This window comes from Comamonas sp. MYb21 (assembly GCF_037479395.1).
Lineage (GTDB): Bacteria > Pseudomonadota > Gammaproteobacteria > Burkholderiales > Burkholderiaceae_C > Comamonas.
The window spans coordinates 83,258-107,453 of the sequence record NZ_JBBGZC010000003.1 but is presented as its reverse complement, the minus strand read 5'-3'; the positions used below and the strand labels follow the sequence as shown (position 1 = coordinate 107,453).

18 protein-coding genes and 2 pseudogenes are annotated in these 24,196 nt (G+C 64.3%); 16 read left to right on the top strand and 4 right to left on the bottom strand.

Annotated elements, in window-relative coordinates; genetic code table 11:
* Nucleotides 1-177 precede the first annotated feature (177 nt).
* Both WH367_RS05495 and htpG read right to left on the bottom strand, forming a co-directional pair.
* Nucleotides 178-4,365 carry a hypothetical protein gene (locus WH367_RS05495; RefSeq protein ID WP_339534726.1) on the bottom strand — a complete coding sequence of 1,396 codons (4,188 nt, stop codon included), beginning with the start codon at nucleotides 4,363-4,365 and terminating at the stop codon, nucleotides 178-180.
* Between the two features lie 989 nt (nucleotides 4,366-5,354).
* Nucleotides 5,355-7,304: a molecular chaperone HtpG gene (gene htpG / locus WH367_RS05490; protein WP_339534724.1), complete on the bottom strand. Its 1,950-nt coding sequence runs from the start codon at nucleotides 7,302-7,304 to the stop codon at nucleotides 5,355-5,357.
* Between the two features lie 410 nt (nucleotides 7,305-7,714).
* On the opposite strand from htpG, the gene WH367_RS05485 reads away from it, so the two are divergent.
* The 7 genes and pseudogenes from WH367_RS05485 to WH367_RS05455 form a co-directional block, all read left to right on the top strand.
* Complete coding sequence (locus WH367_RS05485) at nucleotides 7,715-9,862, top strand: hypothetical protein (RefSeq protein WP_339534722.1); 2,148 nt, start codon at nucleotides 7,715-7,717, stop codon at nucleotides 9,860-9,862.
* Between the two features lie 97 nt (nucleotides 9,863-9,959).
* The gene (locus WH367_RS05480) at nucleotides 9,960-10,580 is read left to right on the top strand and encodes a hypothetical protein (protein WP_232539510.1); all 621 of its coding nucleotides are present in this window, start codon (nucleotides 9,960-9,962) and stop codon (nucleotides 10,578-10,580) included.
* Nucleotides 10,580-11,251, top strand: a complete 672-nt coding sequence (locus WH367_RS05475) for a hypothetical protein (RefSeq protein ID WP_339534720.1) — start codon at nucleotides 10,580-10,582, stop codon at nucleotides 11,249-11,251. Before WH367_RS05480 ends, WH367_RS05475 begins: the two co-directional genes overlap by 1 nt.
* Nucleotides 11,252-11,263: 12 nt before the next feature.
* Nucleotides 11,264-11,755: a hypothetical protein gene (locus WH367_RS05470; protein ID WP_339534718.1), complete on the top strand. Its 492-nt coding sequence runs from the start codon at nucleotides 11,264-11,266 to the stop codon at nucleotides 11,753-11,755.
* Complete coding sequence (locus tag WH367_RS05465; RefSeq protein WP_339534716.1) at nucleotides 11,752-12,567, top strand: hypothetical protein; 816 nt, start codon at nucleotides 11,752-11,754, stop codon at nucleotides 12,565-12,567. The genes WH367_RS05470 and WH367_RS05465 overlap by 4 nt, the downstream gene beginning before the upstream one ends.
* The gene (locus WH367_RS05460; protein WP_021024661.1) at nucleotides 12,564-13,229 is read left to right on the top strand and encodes a hypothetical protein; all 666 of its coding nucleotides are present in this window, start codon (nucleotides 12,564-12,566) and stop codon (nucleotides 13,227-13,229) included. Before WH367_RS05465 ends, WH367_RS05460 begins: the two co-directional genes overlap by 4 nt.
* Nucleotides 13,230-13,267: 38 nt before the next feature.
* A pseudogene (locus WH367_RS05455) lies at nucleotides 13,268-13,600 on the top strand (amidase family protein); the annotation flags it as partial.
* Nucleotide 13,601: 1 nt separating this feature from the next.
* Here WH367_RS05455 and WH367_RS05450 read toward each other — a convergent pair.
* A pseudogene (locus WH367_RS05450) lies at nucleotides 13,602-14,090 on the bottom strand (ATP-binding protein); the annotation flags it as partial.
* Between the two features lie 411 nt (nucleotides 14,091-14,501).
* On the opposite strand from WH367_RS05450, the gene WH367_RS05445 reads away from it, so the two are divergent.
* The 8 genes from WH367_RS05445 (at nucleotide 14,502) to WH367_RS05410 (ending at nucleotide 21,855) form a co-directional block, all read left to right on the top strand.
* Nucleotides 14,502-16,640: a hypothetical protein gene (locus tag WH367_RS05445; protein ID WP_339534714.1), complete on the top strand. Its 2,139-nt coding sequence runs from the start codon at nucleotides 14,502-14,504 to the stop codon at nucleotides 16,638-16,640.
* 95 nt (nucleotides 16,641-16,735) lie between these two features.
* Nucleotides 16,736-17,353 (top strand): hypothetical protein, encoded by a 618-nt coding sequence (locus WH367_RS05440; protein WP_021024657.1) that lies wholly within the window; start codon nucleotides 16,736-16,738, stop codon nucleotides 17,351-17,353.
* A complete protein-coding gene (locus WH367_RS05435) occupies nucleotides 17,353-18,021 on the top strand; it encodes a hypothetical protein (protein ID WP_021024656.1) in 669 nt (222 codons plus the stop codon). Before WH367_RS05440 ends, WH367_RS05435 begins: the two co-directional genes overlap by 1 nt.
* Before the next feature lie 12 nt (nucleotides 18,022-18,033).
* The gene (locus tag WH367_RS05430) at nucleotides 18,034-18,522 is read left to right on the top strand and encodes a hypothetical protein (RefSeq protein WP_339534712.1); all 489 of its coding nucleotides are present in this window, start codon (nucleotides 18,034-18,036) and stop codon (nucleotides 18,520-18,522) included.
* Nucleotides 18,519-19,334 (top strand): hypothetical protein, encoded by an 816-nt coding sequence (locus WH367_RS05425; protein ID WP_339534710.1) that lies wholly within the window; start codon nucleotides 18,519-18,521, stop codon nucleotides 19,332-19,334. The genes WH367_RS05430 and WH367_RS05425 overlap by 4 nt, the downstream gene beginning before the upstream one ends.
* The gene (locus tag WH367_RS05420; RefSeq protein ID WP_339534708.1) at nucleotides 19,331-19,996 is read left to right on the top strand and encodes a hypothetical protein; all 666 of its coding nucleotides are present in this window, start codon (nucleotides 19,331-19,333) and stop codon (nucleotides 19,994-19,996) included. Before WH367_RS05425 ends, WH367_RS05420 begins: the two co-directional genes overlap by 4 nt.
* A gap of 86 nt (nucleotides 19,997-20,082) precedes the next feature.
* Complete coding sequence (locus WH367_RS05415; RefSeq protein ID WP_339534706.1) at nucleotides 20,083-21,387, top strand: amidase; 1,305 nt, start codon at nucleotides 20,083-20,085, stop codon at nucleotides 21,385-21,387.
* A gap of 9 nt (nucleotides 21,388-21,396) precedes the next feature.
* Nucleotides 21,397-21,855, top strand: coding sequence for a hypothetical protein (locus tag WH367_RS05410; RefSeq protein WP_339534704.1), 459 nt, complete (start codon nucleotides 21,397-21,399; stop codon nucleotides 21,853-21,855).
* A 73-nt stretch (nucleotides 21,856-21,928) separates the two neighbouring features.
* Here WH367_RS05410 and WH367_RS05405 read toward each other — a convergent pair whose 3' ends face one another.
* A complete protein-coding gene (locus WH367_RS05405; protein WP_339534702.1) occupies nucleotides 21,929-23,635 on the bottom strand; it encodes a pseudouridine synthase in 1,707 nt (568 codons plus the stop codon).
* Between the two features lie 321 nt (nucleotides 23,636-23,956).
* On the opposite strand from WH367_RS05405, the gene WH367_RS05400 reads away from it, so the two are divergent.
* Nucleotides 23,957-24,184 (top strand): hypothetical protein, encoded by a 228-nt coding sequence (locus WH367_RS05400; protein WP_339516274.1) that lies wholly within the window; start codon nucleotides 23,957-23,959, stop codon nucleotides 24,182-24,184.
* The last annotated feature ends 12 nt before the right edge of the window (nucleotides 24,185-24,196 follow it).

Sequence of the window (24,196 nt, the reverse complement as noted above, 5' to 3'; positions counted from 1 at the left end):
ACGTGCCTGCTGTCGTCGAAGTGGACGTAGGAGCAAATATAGCCGTTAAAGTTCTGGCCGGGGGAAATGCCTCTGTCAACAACTGGTGTTCGTGCGGCAAATCCCCCACGCGCAAAAAAGCCGCGCATGGCTATGCGCGGCTGGGGTGCTGGAGGCAAATCCTATGGCATAGCCTTATCAGCTGCGGCGTCCCAGTCGCAGTGCGGCCAGGCCAGCCATGGCCAGCGCCATCAGCAGCAGCGCGCCGGGGGCCAAGGCAGGCACCGGCACCGCCGTCTGGTCGCCGGGCCGGCCTTCGCCGCCGCCATTGTCCTTGCCAGCAATGGTCGTGGTCGCCGAGCTTTCGTTGTTGCTCGGGTCGCTATCGCCGGGCAGGTCCACCACGGCGGTATTGACCAGGCTGGCCGGGCCTTGCAGCGCGGCATCCACGGTGGTCTCCACCGTCAAGCTCACAGACGCACCCACGGCCAGCGGCTCCAGCGCACAGTCCAGCGTGCGGCTGCCTGCGTCAAAACGGCAGGCCGGCGAGGCTTGCACAAAGACCAGGCCTTCGGGCAAGACATCGGTCACGCTGGCCTCGCGGCTGTCGGCCGGGCCGTTGTTCACAACGGTCAAGGTGTAGGTCAGCGCATCGCCTGCGGCGGCCTGGGCTTTGTCCACCGATTTGGTCAACGCCAGGTCCACCAGCGCCAGCGGCGTCTCGGTGTGGCTGTCGTTGTTGGACTCGTCGGTATCGCCGGGGCTCGTCAGGCGGGCGCTGTTGACCACCAGGGTCTGTCCTTCGGTACGCGAGAGCAGCTTGGCGCTGAAGCTGAAATCCCGCACTTCACCGGCATTGAGCGAGCTGATCTCGCAGCGCAAGGCGCGCGTGGCCTCGTCATAGCTGCAGCCGGCAGGGGCCGCGCCTTCCAGCGCCAGGCCTTCGGGCAGCACATCGCTGACGACCGCCTGGCCGTTCACCAGGTCATTGCGCGGGCTGGCTGCCGGGTCTTCCTCGTTCTTCACCGTCAAGGTATAGGCGATCAGATCGCCCACATCGACGGCGCTGGTGGCCGAGCTGGTCTTGGTCAGCGACAGGTCCACATAGCGCAGCTTGTCCAGCTCATCGGGCGAGATTTGCGCCGGGTCATAGGTGGAGGTGCGGTCCGTGGTCTGGTTGTTCTTGCTGACATCCATGCCGTCGAGCACTTCCACATCGGCCTTCACGGTTGCGCTGTGGTTGACGGTGCCTACGGCACGGCCATCGAGCAGTGCAGCGGGCTCCATCGTGAACTTGATCGCCACCGATTCATTGGGCGCCAACCAGGGGAAATCACAGACCAGGCTGCCCGCCAGCGCGCCAGCGGCCGGCACGGTGCAGCTGTCCAGACCCATGCGGATATCCCCATTGGCCAGCTGCACGCTGTCGAGAGAGACAAAGCGGAAGTCGGCCGTCGATCCCGCTGCCGGGAACTGGTCCACCATCTGCACCCCCGTCGCATAGGACTGCGATGCACCGCTGTTGGTCACCGTGATCGTGTACTGGGTCTTGCCGGTGTCCAGCGGGATGCCGTCGTTGGTGTGGCGCATGTTCACCAGCACATCGACCTGGGGCTTGCCCAGCGGCACGGTTTCGTTGGCGCTGTTGTTGCCCAGGTCCGTCTCCGGCGTGACCGAGGCCACGACGACGCTGTTGTCCAGCTGAGGCGGGTAGTCCTTGGCAGGCGAGCGCAGCTGGTAGCTGACGGTCTTTTGCGCGTTCTCGGCGACCGCATCGGTCCAGACGCAGGTCATTGTGCGGTTGGCTTCGGTGATCTCCAGGCCGGCGGCAAACCTGGCGCCGCCGCTCAAGCTGCAGCTGCCACCGCTGATGCTGGGCGCAGAGCCCACCAAGATGGTGTTCAGCGGCAGGCGATCGGTCACGCGGACCTGGCGCGCCTGCGAGGGGCCGCTGTTCTTGGCCGTCAAGGTGTAGGTGATCGCCTGGCCAGCGGCAGCGCTCTCGGGTGCAGCCTGCTTGGTCACGGTCAGATCGGTCAGTGCTTCGAGCACTACCGAGGCCTGCGCACGGTTGTTGGCGGTGTTGAACTCCGCCGTGTCGGGCGAGCTCACATCGGCCACATTGACAATGGTGTTGGTCTGCGTGGCATCTTCCTGGGGGTCCACATACTGGCGCGCCTTGATGACGACCAGATACGCAACATCCGGGTCGGCGGGCAGGTTGCGCAAGGTGCAGCTGACGGTCGCAGACTTCTGGTGGTTGTCACCCGAAATGCTGCAGCCATCGGAGGCGGCAGTGCTGCCCGCCTTCAAACCCAGCATCTGGGCCTGCGGCACCTCAGGCATTTGCACCTCGGCCGTCAGATAGCGGCTGTTGTCATAGGCTTTCACACCCAGTACGCCTGCGCTGGCGTCGGTCAGCAGGTTGCCGATGACATCGGTCACCGTGACGGTTTGCGCAGCCTGCAGGTCTAGATTGCGCCCATTCTCAGGCACATCGTTTTTCACGCGCAGGGTGTAGACCACCTCGGCACCCGAGGCCTTCGCGCCATCTGTGATCACCGCAGACTTGCTGATCGACAGGTCGGCCTGGCGCTCGGATATGTTGACTTTGTTGCTGCTCACGATCTGGCCCAGCGGCGCACCGTCACGTCCCTGCATACCCACCAGTGCAGCGCCGTTGGCGATGGAGGCAAACTGGCCGTTTGCCGCATCGATGTGGGCCACCACATTGAGCAAGAGCTCCGAGCTGCTACCAGCGGCAATGCCGCCGCTGAAGGTGCAGGTCAGCAATTTCCCCAGGTCAGTGGCCGTGCCGCTTGCGGGGCTGCAGACCCAGGGCGACCCGGCGGCCACACCCAGAAACTGCAGTTGGCCGTCGAGCTGGTCGGTCACCGTCATGGTCTGGCCGGGCAGCACATCCAGCGGCCCATTGTTCTTGATCTTGATCGCGTACTGGTACTCCTGGCCGGAGGCAATCACCGACGCCGTCGTGCTTTTGCTCAGCGCCAGATTGACCTTGTTGCTGACCAGCACGCTCGCCTGCGCCTGGTTGTTGGCGCCCACATTGGCGGGCGGCTCATTGCTGGCCGAGACCTCGGCCGCGTTGTTGATGACGCTCTCTGCCGCCACCGAAGACACATCCACCAAGGCCTTGACCGTGATCTGCGGCAGGTTCGGGGTAAAGGCACCGCTGTACTGGCAGCGGACCACTTGCGCGTTGTTGCTGCAGATCCAGTCCACTCCAGCAGCAGACGCAAAGCTGACACCAGCCGGCAGGGTGTCGGTGACGACAATGTCCTGCGGCACCAATTCACCGGCGACCCGCTTGGCGCTCAGCGTGTAGGTGACCGGCACAGGCGCGCTGGCCTGCTTGTCCAGCACCTTGGGATTGACGACCTTGGTGAGCGCCATGTCCAGGTTCACATTGGGCTGGACCTGGATCTGCACATCATCGGTGTTGTTGTCAGGGTCGGCATCCAGAAACAGCTGACCGGTGGCGGTCTCGCCCGACACCGACACCGCGCTGGCCACCTGGCCGCCGCTGGTCTTGACCAGCAAGGGCACGCTCAGCAGCGGCAAGTCCTGGCCACGGCCAACGGACTGGCCATCAGGCACGGTGTAGCTGCAGCTCCATACCGGCACGGGCTGGTTGGCGCTCGTGTCTTCGGCCAGCTTGCACACCCAGCCATCGCCGCCCGGACTGCCCTGGAACTCGGTGCCCTCGGGCTGCGGAAAACGCAGCTGGGCCTTTTCACCCGCCTTGAGCGCAAAGGCATAGGGCGAGTCGGCATTGCGCACCTGCAGCTGGTAGTCGACCTTGTCGCCCTGGGTATGGCTTGCGCCATTCACTGGCGCGAGGATCTGCACGGCCAGATCGGCGCGCTCATAGGTGGTGATCGTGCGCTCGATGCGGCTGTGGTTGGGGGCCGCCTCGCCCGCATCCGGATCCGCGTTGTCGGGGCTGGAGGCAGACGCCTGCGCCGTCCAGTCCGTCCCTGCGCTGGGCAGCTTGACGCGAAAGTCCACCGCGACAAAATCGGTCGCCGTCACCAACGCAAGATTGCATGCCAGCGCAGCGCCTGCCTCGATGGTGTCGCCGGCCTTGGGCAGCGGATCGGCACACTGCACCCCGGCGGGCGCGACGATTTCCTGAAAAATAGCGCCCGCTGGCAGCTGCTGCAGCAGCGACACATTGGCGACCTCGCCGCTGCCGCCATTGAGCTTGACCTTGGCGCGGTAGACAAAGTCGGCGCCCACCGGGCCGTCGACCGACCCGCTCTCCGCCACGGCCCCGGTCTGGGCCACAAAGGCGTCATGGTTCACAAAGATGTCGTAGCGGGTCGACTGCGCAGCGGCCACCGCCGGAAGCAGACCAGAGACCAAGGCAAGGGCAACGCTGCATCGCAGGGGGCTGCGTTGCGGCGGCGATCGATACGGGAGTAACACTTTCAACGTCCTGCTTAAAAAAGGCAAAGCTCCGCCCTCTCCTGAAAAAACAGAGATAACGGCTTGCGTGTTCAGTGAAATAAAAGGTTTTCGCTACATACCAAATATTTTCCGGGCCATCACAGAGATAAAGCCCAGCGGTAGTCACGAAACCTTAGAGGCCTGCTGCACCTGACAACAAGGGCTGCGAATGTAGCACCGGGATTCAAGCTATATATGCAATAAACTTTTAATAAATTTATTGACTATATAAAAATGATGCAGCAAAACGATGCAGCACCGGCCATAGCATTTCCGATGGCCGCGCGAGGGCTCTGCCATGCGCTGGGCTCTGTGCGCCAGCGTCGGCAAGCGGTGCAGGGTGAAGGCAGGGGCCGCCAAGCGCTGCACCGGTGGCGCGGCAGCGCATTCCGCAGTCTCCTGGGGATCACTTCGCAATAACTTGATTTACCTAGCAAATAACAGATTTACGACAAGCAGGCACTGTTTGAAGGCGTGGCCAGCGCCGAGACAAAGGCACTTGCTGCCCATGGCTGGAAAGCAGACCAGCACCTTCGTGCTGCAGCGTCTTTGGCGTCCTCTCGGCAGGCTGGCGCCGAGTGAATAAAACAATTAGATACAGTGTTGAGAAATCCAGAGACGGCCCATGGTCCGCTGAGAAGTTCTGCCTCCTCATATGTCAACAATTCTTAACTTTTATTTTGTCGGGTATTGGGAAAATATTTACAGGTGAAAGTAAGTACTCCCCTTGGGCGACAAAAGAAAATAATCAATCGGGATTTTAAAAAACCAAGCAGATGGCCAGCGCTGCGGCATCAGAGAAATATCCATCTGCAGCACATACCATGCAACTGCCAGGCGACAGATAAAAAAATCCCCGCCCGGTTTTTCAACCGGCGGGGATTTTTATGCGGTGTACTGCTGCTTTATGCCAGCAGTGCATTCACTCGTTTGACGTAGGCGGCAGGGTCGTCGGGCAAACCGCCTTCGGCCAGCACCGCCTGGTCAAACAGGATCTGGGCGAGGTCGTGGAAGTGCACAGAGCCGTCCAGCTTCTTGACCAGCGGGTGCTCCGGATTGACCTCCAGCACCGGCTTGGATTCGGGCGCTGGCTGGCCGGCCTGCTTGAGCAGGCGCGCCAGTTGCAGGCTCATGCCGCTGTCCGAGACCACGAGGCAAGCGGGCGAGTCCACCAGGCGGCTGGTGGCACGCACGTCATCAGCACGGTCCTTCAAGGCTTCCTTGAGCTGGGCCAGCACCGGTTTGAAGGCTTCGGCGGCTTCTTCGGCGGCTTTCTTCTCTTCGTCGTTTTGCAGCTTGCCCAGATCGACAGCGCCCTTGGCCACCGATTGCAGCGAGGTGCCATCAAAGTCCTGCAGGAAGTTCAGCGCCCACTCGTCGACCCGGTCGGTCATCAGCAGCACCTCGATGCCCTTTTTCTTGAACACTTCGAGCTGCGGGCTGCTCTTGGCCGCGGCCAAGGTGTCGGCGGTGATGTAGTAGATGGCGTCCTGGCCCTCTTTCATGCGCGCCTTGTAGTCGGCAAACGAGGTGTTCAGGCCTTCCTGCGTGGTCGATGCAAAGCGCAGCAGCTTGGCGATGCGCTCCTTGTTGCCCATGTCCTCGCCCAGGCCTTCCTTGAGCACGGCGCCAAACTCGCCGTAGAAGCGGCTGTACTTGCCCTCCTTGGCCTTGTCGTCTTCGCTCACCACATCCACCACGCCATCGCTGCCCTCGGCCGCTGGCTGGGGCTTGTCATGGCGGGCCAGGTCCTCGAGCATGGACAGCACGCGCTTGACCGAGCCATCGCGGATCAGGCGCACATCGCGGCTTTCCTGCAGCAGCTCGCGGCTCACGTTCAGCGGCAGGTCGGCCGAGTCGATCACGCCTTTGACAAAGCGCAGGTACTGCGGCATCAGCGCCTGGGCATCGTCCATGATGAAGACGCGCTTGACGTAGAGCTTGATGCCCGCGTGCTTGCCCTGCTGGTACAGGTCAAACGGCGCCTTGGCGGGGATGTAGAGCAGCTGCGTGTACTCGGTATTGCCTTCGACGCGATTGTGGCTCCAGGTCAGCGGGTCTTCGTAGTCATGGCTGATGGCCTTGTAGAAGTCCTGGTACTGCTCGGGCGTGATGTCCTTCTTGGCGCGGGTCCACAAGGCGCTGGCCTTGTTCACGGTTTCCCACTCGCCGGTCTTGGCCATCTCGCCGGGCTGGTCGTTCTCGCCCTCTTTCCACTCTTCCTTTTCCATCAGGATGGGCAGGCTGATGTGGTCGGAGTACTTGGCGATCACTTCCTTGAGCTTGTAGCCGTTCAAGAAGTCCTGCGCGTCCTCGCGCAGGTGCAGGGTGATGCTGGTGCCGCGCTGGGCACGGTCGATCTGCTCGACCTCAAAGTCGCCCATGCCGCCGCTGGTCCAGCGCACGCCTTCCGAAGCCTGGGCCCCAGCGCGGCGCGACTCGACGGTGATCTTGTCGGCCACGATGAAGCCCGAGTAAAAGCCCACGCCGAACTGGCCGATCAGCTGCGAATCGGCCTTCTGGTCGCCACTGAGCTTGTCCATGAAGGCCTTGGTGCCGCTCTTGGCAATCGTGCCCAGGTTGTCGATGGCCTCTTGCGTGGTCATGCCGATGCCGGTGTCGGTGATGGTCAAGGTCTTGGCCTTGTCGTCGAAGGACACGCGCACTTCCAGCTCAGGCTGGTCGCCGTACAAACCACTGTCATTGAGTGCTTCAAAGCGCAGTTTGTCGCATGCATCCGACGCATTGGAGATCAGCTCGCGCAAGAAGATCTCTTGGTTCGAATACAGCGAATGCGTCACCAGGTGAAGCAGTTGGGCCACTTCGGCCTGGAAGGAATGGGTTTTTTTGGTCATGGGAGCTCAGTCTTCATCAACACAGATCAAGGGTCTATATGGGTGCAGACCGCGCCGCTTCAAGGTATACCGTCATTTTAGGAATTGCTTATCCAAACAATCTATATCAAGCAAAGATTTATGACATAGATCGCTGATAAATGATCATGATCACCCGTAAAGGAGATTTTTAATTTTCTTTCTACGCGCCATCCCACTTCACTGTTATCTCCCCTGACGCACTTAACGTTGTGTATCAAATTTTGACATTTGATTGGTGGCATCCGCGCAAAATAAACTCAACGTTAGTTAACTTTTAATTACAAATGAATGTTGTTGAGCGGCATCCCTTGTACAGCGGCACTGGTTTCTTCCAGGCGTTTACTGGGCTTGCCGCTTGGGGGATGTGGGTGCTGGTGCTTGGTGGGCATGTGTCCCTAGCCCAAGCACAGAACGATCAGGCAGTCAGTGCCCAGGTGGAGTCACTGAGCGCTGCCCAGACAGAGCAGGCCCGGCTGCGCGCCACCATCGAGGCGGCGCCCGCCGCCTACGAGGACAACTTCATGAGCGCCGATGAACTGACGGCCCTGCGGGCCGGTGAAGCCGAAGAAGTCGACCCCAGCACCTTGCCGCTGGGGCTGCGCAGCTGGGTGCTGGAGAGCCGCCTGGGCATCGCCCGTTCCGACAACGGCCCGTTGGGCAGCCAAAGCGGCACCGAGCTGGGCCAGCGCATCCAGTACCGCCAGCAAACCCTGAACTATGGCGAGTGGCTGCTGCAGGCCGATGTGCGCAGCATGCATGGCGGCCAAGACGCCTTCAATGGCATTGGCGCCCTGGGCTATGCCCGCCAATCCAGCAGCCAGCGCATCACCGTGCAGAACCTGGCTATGCCCCTGACACCGGGCATCCGCATGGATACCACCATCGGCGACGGCTACAGCGAGCTGACCCGGGGCCTGGGCCAGAACTACCGCCTGATGCTGGGCACCAGCACCGTGCGGGGCCTGTCCACCCGCATCTATGGCGTGGACTTTGACATCAGCGCCGGCATGGGCCAGCGGGGCGATTTGCTGGGCGGCCCCTATCCCGGCTTCGAGAAGAGCCAGGGCACAGTCGCCTGGGTAGGCGCCACCCAGCGCCTGGGTGGCGCCTGGTATGCCGCCGGCCAACTGAACCAGGCCAATAACGTTGCAGCGGTGGACTATGGCCTCTGGAGCGACCAGGACAGTGGCAGCAAGCGGGTCAGCAGCTGGGCTGCAGCACTGGGCTATGGATCGCCCACGCAGCAGGACGGCGCATTGCGCGGCCGACTGACCGCGCTGGGCAGCAGCACAAGCAGCGATTCGGCACAAACCCCTTCTGGCAGCGCACAAGGCCTGTACCTGGAGGCAGACACCAAGCTGGGCCGCTACCGCCATACCTGGGGTGCCTATGTCACCCGCCCCAATCTGCATTTTGGTGACTACCTGCTGCCCTCGGGCACGCAAGGCGCTTACTGGCGCATGGACCATAGCACCAGCCGCATGAGCTGGGGCACGGGAGTGGATGTGGAGCGCATGCGCGCCAGCAGTTGGCCGGCCCAGCAAGGCCAGACCCGCGTGGGGCTGAGCGGAAATCTGCACTACCAGCTGGACCGCCGCACCACGCTGGGCGGCAACCTCAACCTGTACCAAACCCGCTATGCGGGCGACGGCCAGGGCGGGGGTCTGGATGGCAAGATGCGCAGCCTCTATGCCTATGGTTTCTACCAAACCCGCGTTGGCGAGCTGCCGCGCTCGCGCTTCAGCCTGAGCCTGCGCAGCAATGAGCAGATTGTGCTGGGCGATGGCACTGCTACCGGGCGCGAGCTGCAGTGGGAGCAGGACTGGATCAGTGCCCAGCGCGAGACCATGCGTCCTGAGTTGGTCACCACCCTAGGCTGGGCGGACGACCGCAGCAACGGCACCACCCAGCACTACCCCACGCTAGGGGTCCAAGGCCGCTACTGGCCTAGCAGTACGCTGAGCATTTCCGGCAACCTGCGCTACACCTCACAAAGCGGCGGGCTCTCGACCAGCCGGGGCCTGTCGGGCAATCTGCTGGCCGAAAAGCAGTGGGGCAATGGCTGGAGCACGGGCCTGGGCGTGCTGCTCAACCAGGCGCGCCTGGCCACCACCCAGGTACTCAGCTGGACCAGCCCGCAAATCTACCGCAGCAACGACAAGACCGCCTATATCTACCTGCGCTGGGAAGGCGGCACCGGCCGGCCCTTTGCCGTTGCAGGCGGCATGCCCGGCAATGGCAGCGGCAGTGTCAGCGGCCGCGTGTTCTACGACGCCAACAAGGATGGCCGCATCCAGCCCGACGAAACCGGCGCACAAGGCATTGAGGTGGTACTGGACGGCCGCTACCGCAGCACCACTGATGCCAACGGGCGCTTCTTTTTCCCGATGGTTGGCGTAGGCCGCCATCAGCTCAGCATCACGCTCGACAGCGTGCCCCTGCCCTGGGGCGCAGCCGATGGCGCAGTGCTGGGCGTTGATGTTCCGTTGCGTGGCGAAGCCAACGCCGAGATCCCCATCACCAAGGTGGAGGACTAGCCATGCAGCAGAACCCAGGCCCCCGCTTGCGCACCCCGTGCACGCTGTGGGCCGAACCCCGGCGCCCAGGCGCTTGCTCTCTTGAAAGACTCGAACCATGAAACACCCAAAATTGAAAGCATTGGCGCTGGGATCTGCCCTGGCGCTGGCCTACGCCGGCCATGCCTTGGCGGAAAGCCAATACGGCTTCTCCTCGGCCGGTACGGGCACCGTGACCGCCACCGCCAAGGTCAACCTGAGTGTGGTCATCCCCAAGCTGATCCTGCTCAAGGTGGGTTCCAGCAATGCCGTCCAGGACACCGTCACCTGGAACGCAACGCTGACCATTCCGCCCACCCCCGGCACCACGCCCACGGCCACCGCCAACAACGTCCAGGTGCCCTGGGATGGCACCGCGCCCACCGTGGCCGTCACCCCTACAGGCAACGTGCTGTCGGTGGCTGCCTGGACCAATGCCGGCACTGCCAACATCAATTGCGCCGTGGGTGCCTGGAGCCCGGCCGCTGGCGGCCCACCCAATGCCAACTTCACCGTGACAGCAGCAGGTGCAACGCCGGTCCCCCATCCCGGCGCCAACCTGGGCGCATGCGCATCCACCACGCTCACCCCCAACACCTTGTTGAGTGGCACCTGGACCTATGCGCTGACCGGCACGGCCACCGCCTGGAGCGCCGGCACCTACACCGGCTCCGTCACCTATACGGCGACAGGCGTCTGATGCGCAAGCGCGATGCAACCACCGCCGCGCGTGCCGCCCTGCGGGCAGCACGCGTACCGCTGAGTGCGGGGCTGGTACTGCTCGCCTGCGGCATCACGGTGCCCGCCAACGCCGTCATCATCACGGTCAGCGACAGCGCAAGCACCGCCAACTACGCACTGTCGCTGCAGGTGGGATCTGCTGCCGGTACCGATACGGTGCAGTTCAATGTCTCAGGCAACAATGCGGGCCTTACACCCACCGCTGTCACCGGCTCACCCGCCATTGATATCTCGGTCACCCCGGTGCGCCCGATCATTGCTTCGGAAGTCGCCCGACCCGTCACCTTGCGGGTGGACTCCAGCGCCGGCCTGGTCTGCCAAAGCGGCGCCTGTGGCAGCACCGTCATCCCGTTCAGCAAGATCAGCTGGACAGTCAGCAACAGCAGTGGCTCGGCAGCCGGAGATATTCAGAGCGGTCAGTTCAACGGTGCGACCAACCAACAGATCGCCAGCTTCAACGCCAATGCCAACATCTGCTCGATTCCGATCATCATTCTTTGTCTGGGCACCTGGACGTACCAGACGCGCAACATGAATGCCACGCGCATGACATTCAGCTATGCCAACGACACGTTCTACCCGGCAGGGATCTACCGGGGCACGGTGTATTTCACCGCGTCGATGGAATAAGGAGACGGGTCCATGCCCAGCTTTCGCCTTCGCTGTTGTGCTGCTCTATTGGCCATGGCCGGCGCCTGCGGCCAAGGCGCCCATGCCCAGGCCACCCGGCTGGACGACTCCAGCTCCCCACGTCCCCAGATCAACTCGGATTTTCGCAATGCGCAGATGCTGGATCCGAACACCATCAGCCTGCCTTTCGGACATGTGGAATACCGCTTGGCCACCGCCGCCTATGTGGGCAAGCAGGCCCGCATTTACTACGTCATCCCGTTGGCGGTAGCCGGCCTGCGCTCGCCCATGGGCATGCAGGTGCAATGGCGCAGCAGCGGGCTGTTCCAGGGCGGCATGGGCCGGCCCGGCGACCGCGTGCTGGTCTGGAGCGGCGTGGTGCGTGCGCCCTGGATCACCGAGAGTTTTGACTTGCAGCTGCGCCTGGACCAACGCCAGTTGCAGATGGGCCAGGGCGGCAGCCTGCGCTTTGAATCCTATTTTGAGATAGAGACCCAGCCATGACCGTTTTCCGCTTTTTCCACCACTCGCTGTCCCTGGCCTTGCCCCTGGTCAGTTGCCTGACCCATGCCGCCCCGTTCGAGATGGCGATCGCCCCGTCGCGCTTTGAGCTGAGTGCCAAAAACGGCGAGCGCATTGGCCAGTCCATTGACCTGCACAACCTGGGCTCGGCCGCCACCGCCTTGTCGGTACGGACCCTGGACTGGAGCTACTCGGCCGAAGGCCAGATCAGCTACCACGATGAGCTCTTGCCCGGCAGCTGCCGCCCCTGGGTGGCACTGGAGCGCCGCACCGTCAAGGTACCGGCGCAGACCAAGCAGGCCTTTCGCTTCCAGATCACCCCCCCGGCCGATGCGCCGCGTGGTGAATGCCGCTTCATGATCGCCATCGAAGGCGTGGAGCCCGCCCAGCAGACCATCATCCAGAGCGGGGGCGCCAGCCTGAGCCTGCCGGTCACCGGACGCATCGCCGTGGCCGTCTATGTGATGCTGGGCGGCGCCGAGCCCAAGCTTGAAGTGCAGCAGATCGGCATGCGCGACATTGCCGGCACGCGCAGCCCGGCCATCACCGTGCGCAACAGCGGTGATGCCCATGGCCGCCTCGAAGGCACGGTGGACGCCAAGGATGCCAAGGGTCGCGACTTTATGCTGGCCGTGGAAGGCACCCCCATCATGCCCGGCCAGACCCGCCACCTGGCCCTGGTCCCCAAGGGCGAAGATGGACAGCCTGCCATTCAGCCCAGCTACCCCATCAAGGCCAGTGGCCTGCTGGACTGGGACAAGGGCAGCTTCAAGCTGAATGCGGATTTCCAATGAGCACGCAGCGCTGCCCGCTGAAGCTGTTGCGCCATGCGCTGCTGCCACTGGTGCTGACTGCCCTATGCCCAGCGGCGCAGGCAGGCAGTGCCACCTCTGGCACCGGCAACCTGCCACGCAACACCCCGGCTGTGGCGCTGAACTTTTCCATCCAGATCGACAAGTATGTGTTTTTCCGCATCGGCGATGGCGCCTGGCCCACACCCGGCGGCACCACCTCACAGGTGGGTTTTAACCTAAGCCCCACCATTCCTGCGGTACCCATCACGCCCATCAATGGCAACAACACCGCCGTCAACTGGAACGGCGCAGCGCCCGCATTTGCCGTCACCGCCAGCGGCAATGTGCTGCCCGTGGAGGTGCGCAGCAATGGCGGCCAGGTCAGCGTCTATGCCACGGTCACCACCCCGCTGACCAGCGGCAGCAACACCATTCCGATGAACATGGTCAGCATCACCAGCAGCGACGCGGCCCTGCCGGCTCCCACCCTTCCGGCCAGCGGCACCGGCACCAGCGTCAATGTCACCGGGGGCGGCACCGGCACCGTCAACAGCCTGGTCACCATCCGGACGGCCAACTGGACCTTTGGCTACAACAGCGCCATCAGTCGCACAGCCGGCAATTACAGTGGGCAGCTGAGCTTTACCGCGTCCGTGCCTTGAGACTACTGCAGCGCCTGCGATAGACGCTGCAAGCCCTGGTGTCGGTCAAGGACCTGCTCGATGTGGCTGGCCAGGTGACCACCGCCGGCGCAAAAATGCGCCGCCAAAGCGCCCCGGCCGCGCACGATGCGCCGGTGGTGCAGCGCCTGCGCGCTGCCGGCGCGGTGATCGTCGGCAAGACGAATATGACGGAGTTCGCGTTCTCGGGCGTGGGCATCAACCCCCATTTCGGCACACCGGGCAATGCCGCCGATGTGCTGCACATCCCTGGCGACTCCTCCTCGGGTGCCGGGGTCAGCGTCGGCCGGGGCCTGGTCGATATCGCCATTGGCTCGGACACCGGCGGCTCGGTGCGCATTCCCGCCGCCTTAAGTCGCCCATGCCGCCGCTGGTCCAGCGCACGCCTTCCGACGCCTCCGCACCCGCGCGGCGCGATTCGACGGTGATCTTGTCGGCCACGATAAAGCCGGAGTAAAAGCCCACGCCGAACTGGCCGATCAGCTGCGAATCGGCCTTCTGGTCGCCGCTCGGCTTGTCCATGAAGGCCTTGGTGCCGCTCTTGGCAATCGTGCCCAGGTTGTCGATGGCCTCTTGCGTGGTCATGCCAATGCCGGTGTCGGTGATGGTCAAGGTCTTGGCCTTGCTGTCATAGGACACGCGCACTTCCAGCTCAGGCTGGTCGCCGTACAAACCGCTGTCATTGAGCGCTTCAAAGCGCAGTTTGTCGCATGCATCAGACGCATTGGAGATCAGCTCGCGCAAGAAGATCTCTTGGTTCGAATACAGCGAATGCGTCACCAAGTGAAGCAGTTGAGCCACTTTGGCCTGGAAAGAATGGGTTTTTTGGTCATGGGAGCTCAGTCTTCATCAACACAGATCAAGGGTCTATATGGGTGCAAGGCTTGCCGCCTAAAGCCGTCTTGCTATCTATTAATTGTTTATCCAAAAAACATATAACAAGAATAGTTTTTCGACATAAAACCACCACGAAACCAAGCTAAATACTTTCATGAATTTCTTCAAATTTCTTTACACGATGACATGTATCCATTTGTTATGTTCTCTGACACACTTAACGTAAAGTATCGAACTTTTATGATTGATTGCTTGTGTTTTTAGTCAAAAGACCAGGCCATGAAAGCTAACTTCTGATTACAAATGAGTGTTTTCCAACGGCCATTCTTTCACTGCGGTACTGGTCTCTTCCAGACGCTTTCAAAGGATGCCGTGTGGGAAAGCTTGGCCCTGGGCCTGTGTTTGTATGCCCTCCCGATGAAAGCGCAGAGCGAGGCAGCAGCCAGCGCCAAGGTGGAGTCACTGAGCCCCGCCCAAGCCGAACAAGCCCGGCTGCGCGCCATCATCGAGGCGGCGCCCGCCGCCTATGAGGACAACTTCATGAGCGCCGATGAACTGACGGCCCTGCGGGCCGGTGAAGCCGAAGACGTGGACCCCAGCACCTTGCCGCCGGGGCTGCGCAGCTGGGTGCTGGAAAGCCGCCTGGGCGTCGCCCAATCCGACAATGGCGAGCTGGGCCGGCAGCGGGGCACCGAGCTGGGCCAGCGCATCCAGTACCGCCAGCAAACCCTGAACTATGGCGAGTGGCTGCTGCAGGCCGATGTGCGCAGCATGCATGGCGGCCAAGACGCCTTCAATGGCATTGGCGCCCTGGGCTATGCCCGCCAATCCAGCAGCCAGCGCATCACCGTGCAGAACCTGGCTATGCCCCTGACACCGGGCATCCGCATGGATACCACCATCGGCGACGGCTACAGCGAGCTGACCCGGGGCCTGGGCCAGAACTACCGCCTGATGCTGGGCACCAGCACCGTGCGGGGCCTGTCCACCCGCATCTATGGCGTGGACTTTGACATCAGCGCCGGCATGGGCCAGCGGGGCGATTTGCTGGGCGGCCCCTATCCCGGCTTCGAGAAGAGCCAGGGCACAGTCGCCTGGGTAGGCGCCACCCAGCGCCTGGGTGGCGCCTGGTATGCCGCCGGCCAACTGAACCAGGCCAATAACGTTGCAGCGGTGGACTATGGCCTCTGGAGCGACCAGGACAGTGGCAGCAAACGGGTCAGCAGCTGGGCGGCGGCGCTGGGCTATGGCTCACCCACGCAGCAAGATGGTGCGCTGCGCGGCCGGCTCACCGCGCTGGGCAGCATGGTGAGCAGCGACTCGGCGCAGTCTCCGGGCGGCAGCGCGCAGGGCCTGTACCTGGAGGCCGACACCAAGCTGGGCCGCTATCGCCATTCCTGGGGCGCCTATGTGACCCGGCCCAATCTGTACTTTGGCGACTACCTGCTGCCCTCGGGCACGCAAGGCGCTTACTGGCGCATGGACCATAGCACCAGCCGCATGAGCTGGGGCACGGGGGTAGATGTGGAGCGCATGCGCGCCAGCAGTTGGCCGGCCCAGCAAGGCCAGACCCGCGTGGGGCTGAGCGGAAATCTGCACTACCAGCTGGACCGCCGCACCACGCTGGGCGGCAACCTCAACCTGTACCAGACCCGCTATGCGGGCGACGGCCAGGGCGGTGGCCTGGATGGCAAGATGCGCAGCCTCTATGCCTATGGTTTCTACCAAACCCGCGTTGGCGAGCTGCCGCGCTCGCGCTTCAGCCTGAGCCTGCGCAGCAATGAGCAGATTGTGCTGGGCGATGGCACTGCTACCGGGCGCGAGCTGCAGTGGGAGCAGGACTGGATCAGTGCCCAGCGCGAGACCATGCGTCCTGAGTTGGTCACCACGCTGGGTTGGGCCGATGACCGCAGCAACGGCAGCCACCAGCGCTACCCCACGGCCGGGGTACAGGGCCGCTACTGGGCCAGCAGCAACCTGAGCTTTTTCGGTAACCTGCGCTACACCTCGCAAAGCGGCGGGCTTTTCACCAGCCGGGGCCTGTCGGGCAACTTTTCGGCCGAAAAGCAGTGGGGCAATGGCTGGAGCACGGGCCTGGGCGTGCTGCTCAACCAGGCGCGCCTGGCCACCACCCAGGTGCTCAGCTGGACCAGCCCGCAAATCTACCGCAGCAACGACAAGACCGCCTATATCTACCTGCGCTGGGAGGGCGGCACCGGCCGGCCCTTTGCCGTCGCCGGTGGCATGCCCGGCAATGGCAGCGGCAGTATCAGCGGCCGCGTGTTCTACGACGCCAACAAGGATGGCCGCATCCAGCCCGACGAAACCGGCGCACAAGGCATTGAGGTGGTACTGGATGGACGCTACCGCAGCACCACCGATGCCGAAGGGCGTTTCTTATTCCCGATGGTTGGCGTAGGCCGCCATCAGCTCAGCATCACGCTCGACAGCGTGCCCCTGCCCTGGGGCACGGCCGATGGCGCAGTGCTGGGCGTCGATGTTCCGCTGCGTGGCGAAGCCAACGCCGAGATCCCCATTACCAAGGTGGAGGAATAACCATGCTGCAGAACCCAGGGCCCGCCTTGCATCCCATGCGCTGCGTGGGCCCCACCGTGCGCTCCCGCACATTGCTCTCTCCAAGGACTCTCACCATGAAACACCCAAAATTGAATGCGCTGGCCCTGGGCACCGCCCTGGCCCTGGCCAGCACCGGCCATGCCCTGGCTGAAAGCCAGTACGGCTTCGCCGCCACCGGTAGCGGCACCGTGACCGCCACCGCCAAGGTCAACCTGAGCGTGGTCATCCCCAAGCTGATCCTGCTCAAGGTCGGCACCACCAATGCCACGCAGGACACCGTCTCCTGGGCCGCATCGCTGACCATACCTGGCACACCGACGACCACGCCCACGGCCACGGCCAACAATGTCCAGGTACCCTGGGATGGCACTGCCCCGACAGTGACGACGACCCCCACGGGCAATGTGCTGAATGTGGCCGCCTGGACCAATGCCGGCTCGGCCACCATCAACTGCGCGATGGGCACCTGGAGCGCCACCGGCGGCCCGGCCAGTACCAGCTTCACCGTCACGGCCGGCGGCACCACGCCCCTGCCGCACCCCGGCGCCAACCTGGGCTCCTGTGCTTCCACCACCATCTCGACCAACACCTTGATGAGCGGCACCTGGACCTATGCGCTGACCGGCACGGCCAGCAGCTGGACGGCAGGCACCTACACCAACGCCGTCACCTACACGGCCACGGGCATCTGATGCGCAAGCGCGACGCAACCACCACCACGCGCGCCGCCTTGCAGGCAGTGCGCGCACCGCTGAGCGCGGGGCTGGTGCTGCTCGCCTGCGGCATCAGCCTGCCTGCCAAGGCCGTCATCATCACGGTCAGCGACAGCGCCAGCACCAGCAACTATGCGCTGTCGCTGCAGGTGGGGTCAGCTGCCGGTGTGGATACGGTGCAGTTCAATGTCACCGGCAACAACGTGGGCCTCACACCCACGCCGGTAACGGGCTCGCCCGCCATCGACATCTCGGTGACGCCGATTCGTCCCGCCACCACCTCGTCCACCGCCCGGCCGGTCACCCTGCGGGTGGATTCCAGCACCGGCCTGAGCTGCCAAAGCAGTGGCTGTGGCGCCACCATCATCCCGTTCAGCAAGATCAGCTGGACAGCCAGCAACACCAGCGGCGCCGGCGCTGGCGATATCCAGAGCGGCCAGTTCACAGGGGCCGCCAACCAGCAGCTGGCCAGCTTCAACGCCAATGCCACCTACTGTTCGTTCCCGCTTATTATTTTTTGCTTGGGCTGGACCTACCAGTCCAACACCATGGTCGCCACGCGCTTGACATTCAGCTATGCCAACGACACGATCTATCCAGCAGGAACATACCTGGGCACGGTGTATTTCACCGCGTCGATGGAATAAGGAGGCTGGTGCATGCCGGGTTTTCGCTTTCGCTGTTTCGCTGCGTTATTCGCCGCCTGCGTCCTGGGCCAGAGTGCGCACGCCCAGGCAACCCGGCTGGACGACTCGACCTCGCCCCGCGCCCAGGTGGGCGCCGATTTCCGCAATGCGCAGATGCTGGACAACCAGACCATCAGCCTGCCTTTTGGCCATATCGAATACCGCCTGGCCACCGCCGCCTATGTAGGCAAGCAGGCACGCATTTACTACGTGATTCCGCTGGCCATCGCCGGCCTGCGCTCGCCAGCAGGCATGCAGCTGCAGTGGCGCAGCAGCGGACTGTTCCAGGGGGGAATGGGCCGACCTGGCGACCGGGTGCTGGTCTGGTCCGGTGTGGTGCGCGCGCCCTGGATCACCGAGAGTTTTGACCTGCAACTGCGCATTGACCACCGCGAGCTGCAAATCGGCCAAGGCGGCAACCTGCGCTTTGAATCCTATTTTGAAATCGAGACCCAGCCATGAGTTTTCTCTCCGTTGTGCGCCGCTCTCTGGCTCTGGCCCTGCCACTTGTCGCTTGCCTGGCACAGGCAGCACCGTTCGAGATGGCGGTCTCCCCGTCGCGCTTTGAGCTGAGCGCCAAGAGCGGCGAGCGCCTGGGCCAATCCATCGATCTGCACAACCTGGGCTCGGCCGCCACCGCCCTGTCGGTACGCACCTTGGACTGGAGCTACTCGGCCGATGGCCAGATCACCTACCACGATGAGCTCTTGCCCGGCAGCTGCCGCCCATGGGTGGCGCTGGAGCGCCGCACCGTCAAAGTGCCCGCGCAGACCAAGCAGGCCTTTCGCTTCCAGATCACGCCACCGGCCGATGCAGCGCGCGGCGAATGCCGCTTCATGATTGCCATCGAAGGCGTGGAGCCGGCGCAGCAGACCATCATCCAAAGCGGTGGCGCCAACCTGAGCCTGCCAGTCACCGGCCGGATTGCCGTGGCCGTCTATGTGATGCTGGGTGGCGCCGAGCCCAAGCTCGAAGTCCAGCAGATCGGCATGCGTGACATCGCCGGCAAGCGTGTTCCTGCCATCACCGTGCGCAACACGGGCGATGCCCATGGCCGGCTCGACGGCACCGTCGACGCCAAGGATGCACAAGGCCGCAGCTTTTTGCTCGCCGTCGAAGGCACGCCGATCATGCCCGGCCAGACCCGGCACCTGGCCCTCGTCCCCAAGGCCGACGATGGCCAGGCGGCCCTGCAGCCCAGCTACCCCATCAAGGCCAGTGGCCTGCTGGACTGGGACAAGGGCAGCTTCAAGCTGAATGCGGATTTCCAATGAGCACGCCGCGCTGCCCGCTGATGCTGATGCGCCAGGCGCTTCTGCTGCTGGCACTCGCCGCTGCCGCCAGCAGTGCGCAAGCAGCCAGTGCGACCTCGGGCACCGGCAACCTGCCCCGTAACACGCCTGCGGTAGCACTGAACTTTTCCATCCAGGTGGACAAGTTCCTGTTCTTTCGCATCGGCGATGGTGCCTGGCCCACACCGGGCGGCACCACCTCGCAGGTCAGCTTTAATCTGAGCCCATCCATTCCTGCGGTGCCCACCACGCCGACCACGGGCAACAACACGGCCGTCAACTGGAATGGCACGGCGCCCACGTTTGCGGTTGCCGCCAGCGGCAATGTGCTGCCCGTGGAGGTGCGCAGCAATGGCGGCCAGGTCAGCGTTTTCGCCACCGTCACCACCGCGCTGACCAGTGGCGCCAACACTATTCCGATGAACATGGTCAGCATCACCAGCAGCGACGCGGCCCTGCCGGCGCCCACCGTTCCCGCCAGCGGTACCGGCACCAGTGTCAATGTCACAGGCGGTGGCACCGGCACGGTCAACAGCCTGGTCACCATCCGCAATGCCAACTGGACCTTTGGCTACAACAGCACCATCAGCCGCACGGCCGGCAACTACAGCGGGCAGCTGAGCTTTACCGCCGCGGTGCCCTGAGGCGACAACAGATCCTGCGCCAGGCGCTGCAGCCCCTGGTTATTGGTTACGATGGCATTCCCATCAGATTTTTGAACGATTTCGCCATGCCCACCAGCGCCGAACGCCTTGCCCAGAGCCTGCAGACCCTGAACTCGCTGGGCGACGAGGCGCAGCGCATCTTCACCCAGCTCTACCCCGAGTCCGCCCAAGAGGCCGCGCAGGCCGCAGACCAGCGCGCAGCGCGCGGCCTGTCGCTGGGCCCGCTCGATGGCAAGCTGGTGTCCATCAAGGACCTGCTCGATGTCGCAGGCCAGGTGACCACCGCCGGCGCAAAAATGCGCCGCCAAAGCGCCCCGGCCGCACAAGATGCGCCGGTGGTGCAGCGCCTGCGCGCTGCCGGCGCGGTGATCGTCGGCAAGACGAATATGACGGAGTTCGCGTTCTCGGGCGTGGGCATCAACCCCCATTTCGGCACGCCGGGCAATGCGGCCAATGCGCTGCACATCCCCGGCGGTTCGTCCTCCGGTGCCGGGGTCAGCGTCGGCCGGGGCCTGGTCGATATCGCCATTGGCTCGGACACCGGCGGCTCGGTACGCATCCCCGCCGCCTTCAATGGCGTTATCGGCTTCAAGCCCACGCAGGCGCGGGTCTCGCGCGACGGGGCATTTGCGCTGTCCTACACCCTCGATGCGCTGGGCCCGCTGGCCCGCACGGTGGCCGATTGCGCGGCCGCCGACGCCACCATGGCCGGCGCCATCCCCCAGGCTCTGCCCCAGCGCAGCCTGCAAGGCCTGCGCATTGGCCTGCCCCAGGGCCTGCCCTGGACCGATTGCAGCGACGAGGTGCTGGCCCAGACCGAGCAGGCCATCGCCACATTGCAGGCGCAAGGCGCCAGCATCCGCAAGCTGCCCTGGCAAGCGCTGATGGCCGCGCCCGCGCAGCTGCAAAGCGAGGGCACCTTGATTGCAGCCGAGGCCGCCGCCATTCACCAACAGGCGCTGGTGCAGGAGCGCGATGCCTTTGACCCACGCGTGCTCTCGCGCATGGACAAGGGCCGCGCCTTGACGGCGCCCTACTACATCCAGCTGCTGCAGCAGCGCCAGCAATGGATGGCCCAGATGGATGCCGCCATGCAGGAGGTGGACCTGCTGCTGCTGCCCACTATCGCCATCACCGCGCCAGCCATTGCACCGCTGCTGGAGGACGACAGCGCCTTCTTCGCCGCCAATGCACTGATTTTGCGCAACACCTCGATCTTCAACTTCTACGACCTGCCGGCCATCTCGCTGCCGCTGCCGCGCTCTGCGGGCAGCCTGCCCGTCGGCCTGATGCTGGTGGCTGCGCGCATGCAGGACGCCAGCTTGCTGGCCCTGGCCGCTGCCGCCGAGCAGGCGCTGGCCCAGGCATAAGGACGCCGCATGGGACGCGCAAGCCTGCAATGGACCGACGAGATGCTGGCCGCCTTGGGGACGGACAAGGATGCGGTGCTGGCCGAGCGCTGGGGCACCAGCGCCAAGACCGTGAACCTCAAGCGCAACAGCCTGGGCATTGCCGCCTTTGGCCATGTGGACTGGACGCCGGAGATGCTCGCCGCGCTGGGCCAGGACAGCGATGCCAGCCTGGCTACCCGCTGGGGCATCAGCAAGGCCAGCGTGGTGGCCAAGCGTGGATCCCTAGGTATTGCGCCGCAGGATAGCAGCCGGGGCAAGCACAGCCAGCACAGCTGGCAACCTAACGAGGTGATGCTGCTGGGCACCGCATCCGACGCCGATGTGGCTGCGCAGTTGGGCCTGAGCCTCGCCGCAGTGCGCAATGCGCGCATGGCCCGCGGCATTGCAGCGGCGCGCCCGCACAAACCGCCTATCGCCAAAAACTAAGCCCTCCCAGACCCGTCAGGCCGGAGAGGGCTTTCAAGCCACCGCCCTCAAGGAGAGCGGATGCGCAGTCAGCTTAGAACTGCTCGTTCTCGCCCAGATAGCGCCACTGCCCCACCGGCAGATTGCCCAGCACCACCTTGCCGATGCGGATGCGCTTCAAGCCCACGACAAACAGGCCCACGGCCTCGCACATGCGGCGGATCTGGCGCTTCTTGCCTTCGCGCAGCACAAAGCGCAGCTGCTCGGGGTTTTGCCATTCCACGCCAGCGGGAAGCAGCGCTTCGCCATCCAAAGACAGGCCATGGCGCAGCAGCGCCAGCTTGTCGCCAGGGAAGTGCTGCTGCACATCCTGCTCAACGGCGCCATAGGTCACGCGCACCAGGTATTCCTTCTCGACCTCGGAGTCCTCGCCAATGATGTGCTTGGCAATGCGGCCGTCCTGAGTCATCACCAAGAGGCCAATCGAGTCGATATCCAGACGGCCGCAAGGGGCCAGGCCCTTGAGCTGGCTGAAGTTGAAGCGGGTCTTGCTATGGTCCTCGCGCCAGTGGTTGGGCGGGTTGACCAGCACCACCGCCGGCTCATGGCCATCTTCGGCCTGGCCGCTGACATAGCCCATGGGCTTGTTGATCAGAATCGTCACCTGCTGGGCCTGCAAGTCCTGCGCCTCGCGCTGGATCTCGATCTTGTCGGTCAGCTCCACCAGCTGGCCCATCGTCGCGACCACGCCATTGACCAGCACCCAGCCGTTCTCGATCCAGGCATCGCCCTCGCGGCGCGAGCACAGGCCCAGGTCGGACAGGCGCTTGTTCACGCGCACCTGGCCTTCGGCCTTCAACTGCTCATTCTGGGCCTGGGCCTTGGCGGTCTGCATCGTGCGCTGGGGCGCATCGGCACGCCAGACGTTGGACGGCATCTCGCGGCGCGGGGAAGCCCCGCGTGGTGCTTCGTCGCGTGGACGCTCCGAGCGGAAGCCATCCTGGCGTGGGCCGGCGCCAAAGGAACGGGGGCCGCCCATGCGGGGGGCGCCCTCGCGCGGACCGCCCTCACGTGGGCCGCCCTCCCGGGGGCCGTCCGAGCGGGGGCCAAAGCCACGAGGGCCTTCGTTGCGACGGTCATCCTGGCGTGGGCCAAAGCCACGTGGGCCGTCGTTGCGGCGGTCATCCTGGCGGGGGCCAAAGCTACGTGGGCCCTCGTTACGGCGGTCGTCCTGGCGGGGGCCTGCGGGGCGGCGGCCATCCTGGCGCGGGTCGCGCGATCCAGCACCTACGGAGACAAAGTCACCGCGCCCGGCATAGGGGCGCCCGGCGTAGGGGCGACCTTCGCCAGGGCGGCCAGCATCCGGGCGACCTGCATAAGGGCGCGCATCGTCACGGCGGCCAGCTTCGGGGCGGTCGCCAAAACGGCGTTCCTGGCCGTAGCCACCACCGCGTGCCTCGCCACGGCCAAAACCGCCGTCGCGGCTGTCGCGGCCCGGCCTATCGCGGCCCGGCCAGCTATCCCGGCTGCCACGCTCACCCCGGTTGTCGCGCACGTCACGACCATCGCGGCTATCACGGCCATCACGACCGCCTCGGTTGTCGCTGAATCGGCTGTCGCCGCCAGGACGGGGCCCTGTGGGGCGTGGGCCACCAGCTGAACGCGGACGGTCCGCACCCGGCCCTCCGTCACGGCCACGCGCGACGGGAGCGGGCGCGGGTTTGCGGGTCAGGGTGAGTTTTTTGCGGCCTTCGCCATCGTCGGCGGCAGGCGTATCAGCAGGAGAGCGGGGATTTGACATAGCCCGCCATTGTCGCGTGTCTTGCCATTCCAAGCAGGGCGCACGGCTATGAAGCCTGTGGACAAGTCTGTGCAGAACTGCCAGCGCGCGGCCTTGGCCCCGGCCGGTGCGTTTACAACTTGCGCCGGTTTTTACGCCAAACCCCGCCCTGGGGCCCGATCAATACCGCCCAGCCCTGCATCTGTGGACGCCGCAGCCCCGGCCTGCGAGGGCGCAGCCGATATGCATCGGAATGCATACAGATGTGAGCACTGCAAACCAGCCTGAAATGCTTCAATTATTGAGGCGTAGCATGGGCTTATCTACTTTTAGGAGATTCCCATGGCACAAGCACCGTCCTTTCTCTCATCGCAACCGGCGCTGCGCTGGCTGCCCGCGCTGGCCCTGGTGCTGGGCGCAGCGGCACTGAGCGGCTGCGACAAGGGCGCCTCGACCGCGCCAATGCCACGCGCTACGCCGGACAACACCACGCCCGGAGGCTCGATGCCCGCACCACCACCGGCAGGCGCGACGCCCGAGACGCCCGCCGCCCCGGCCACCAAGCCATAAGCGCTAGCCAAG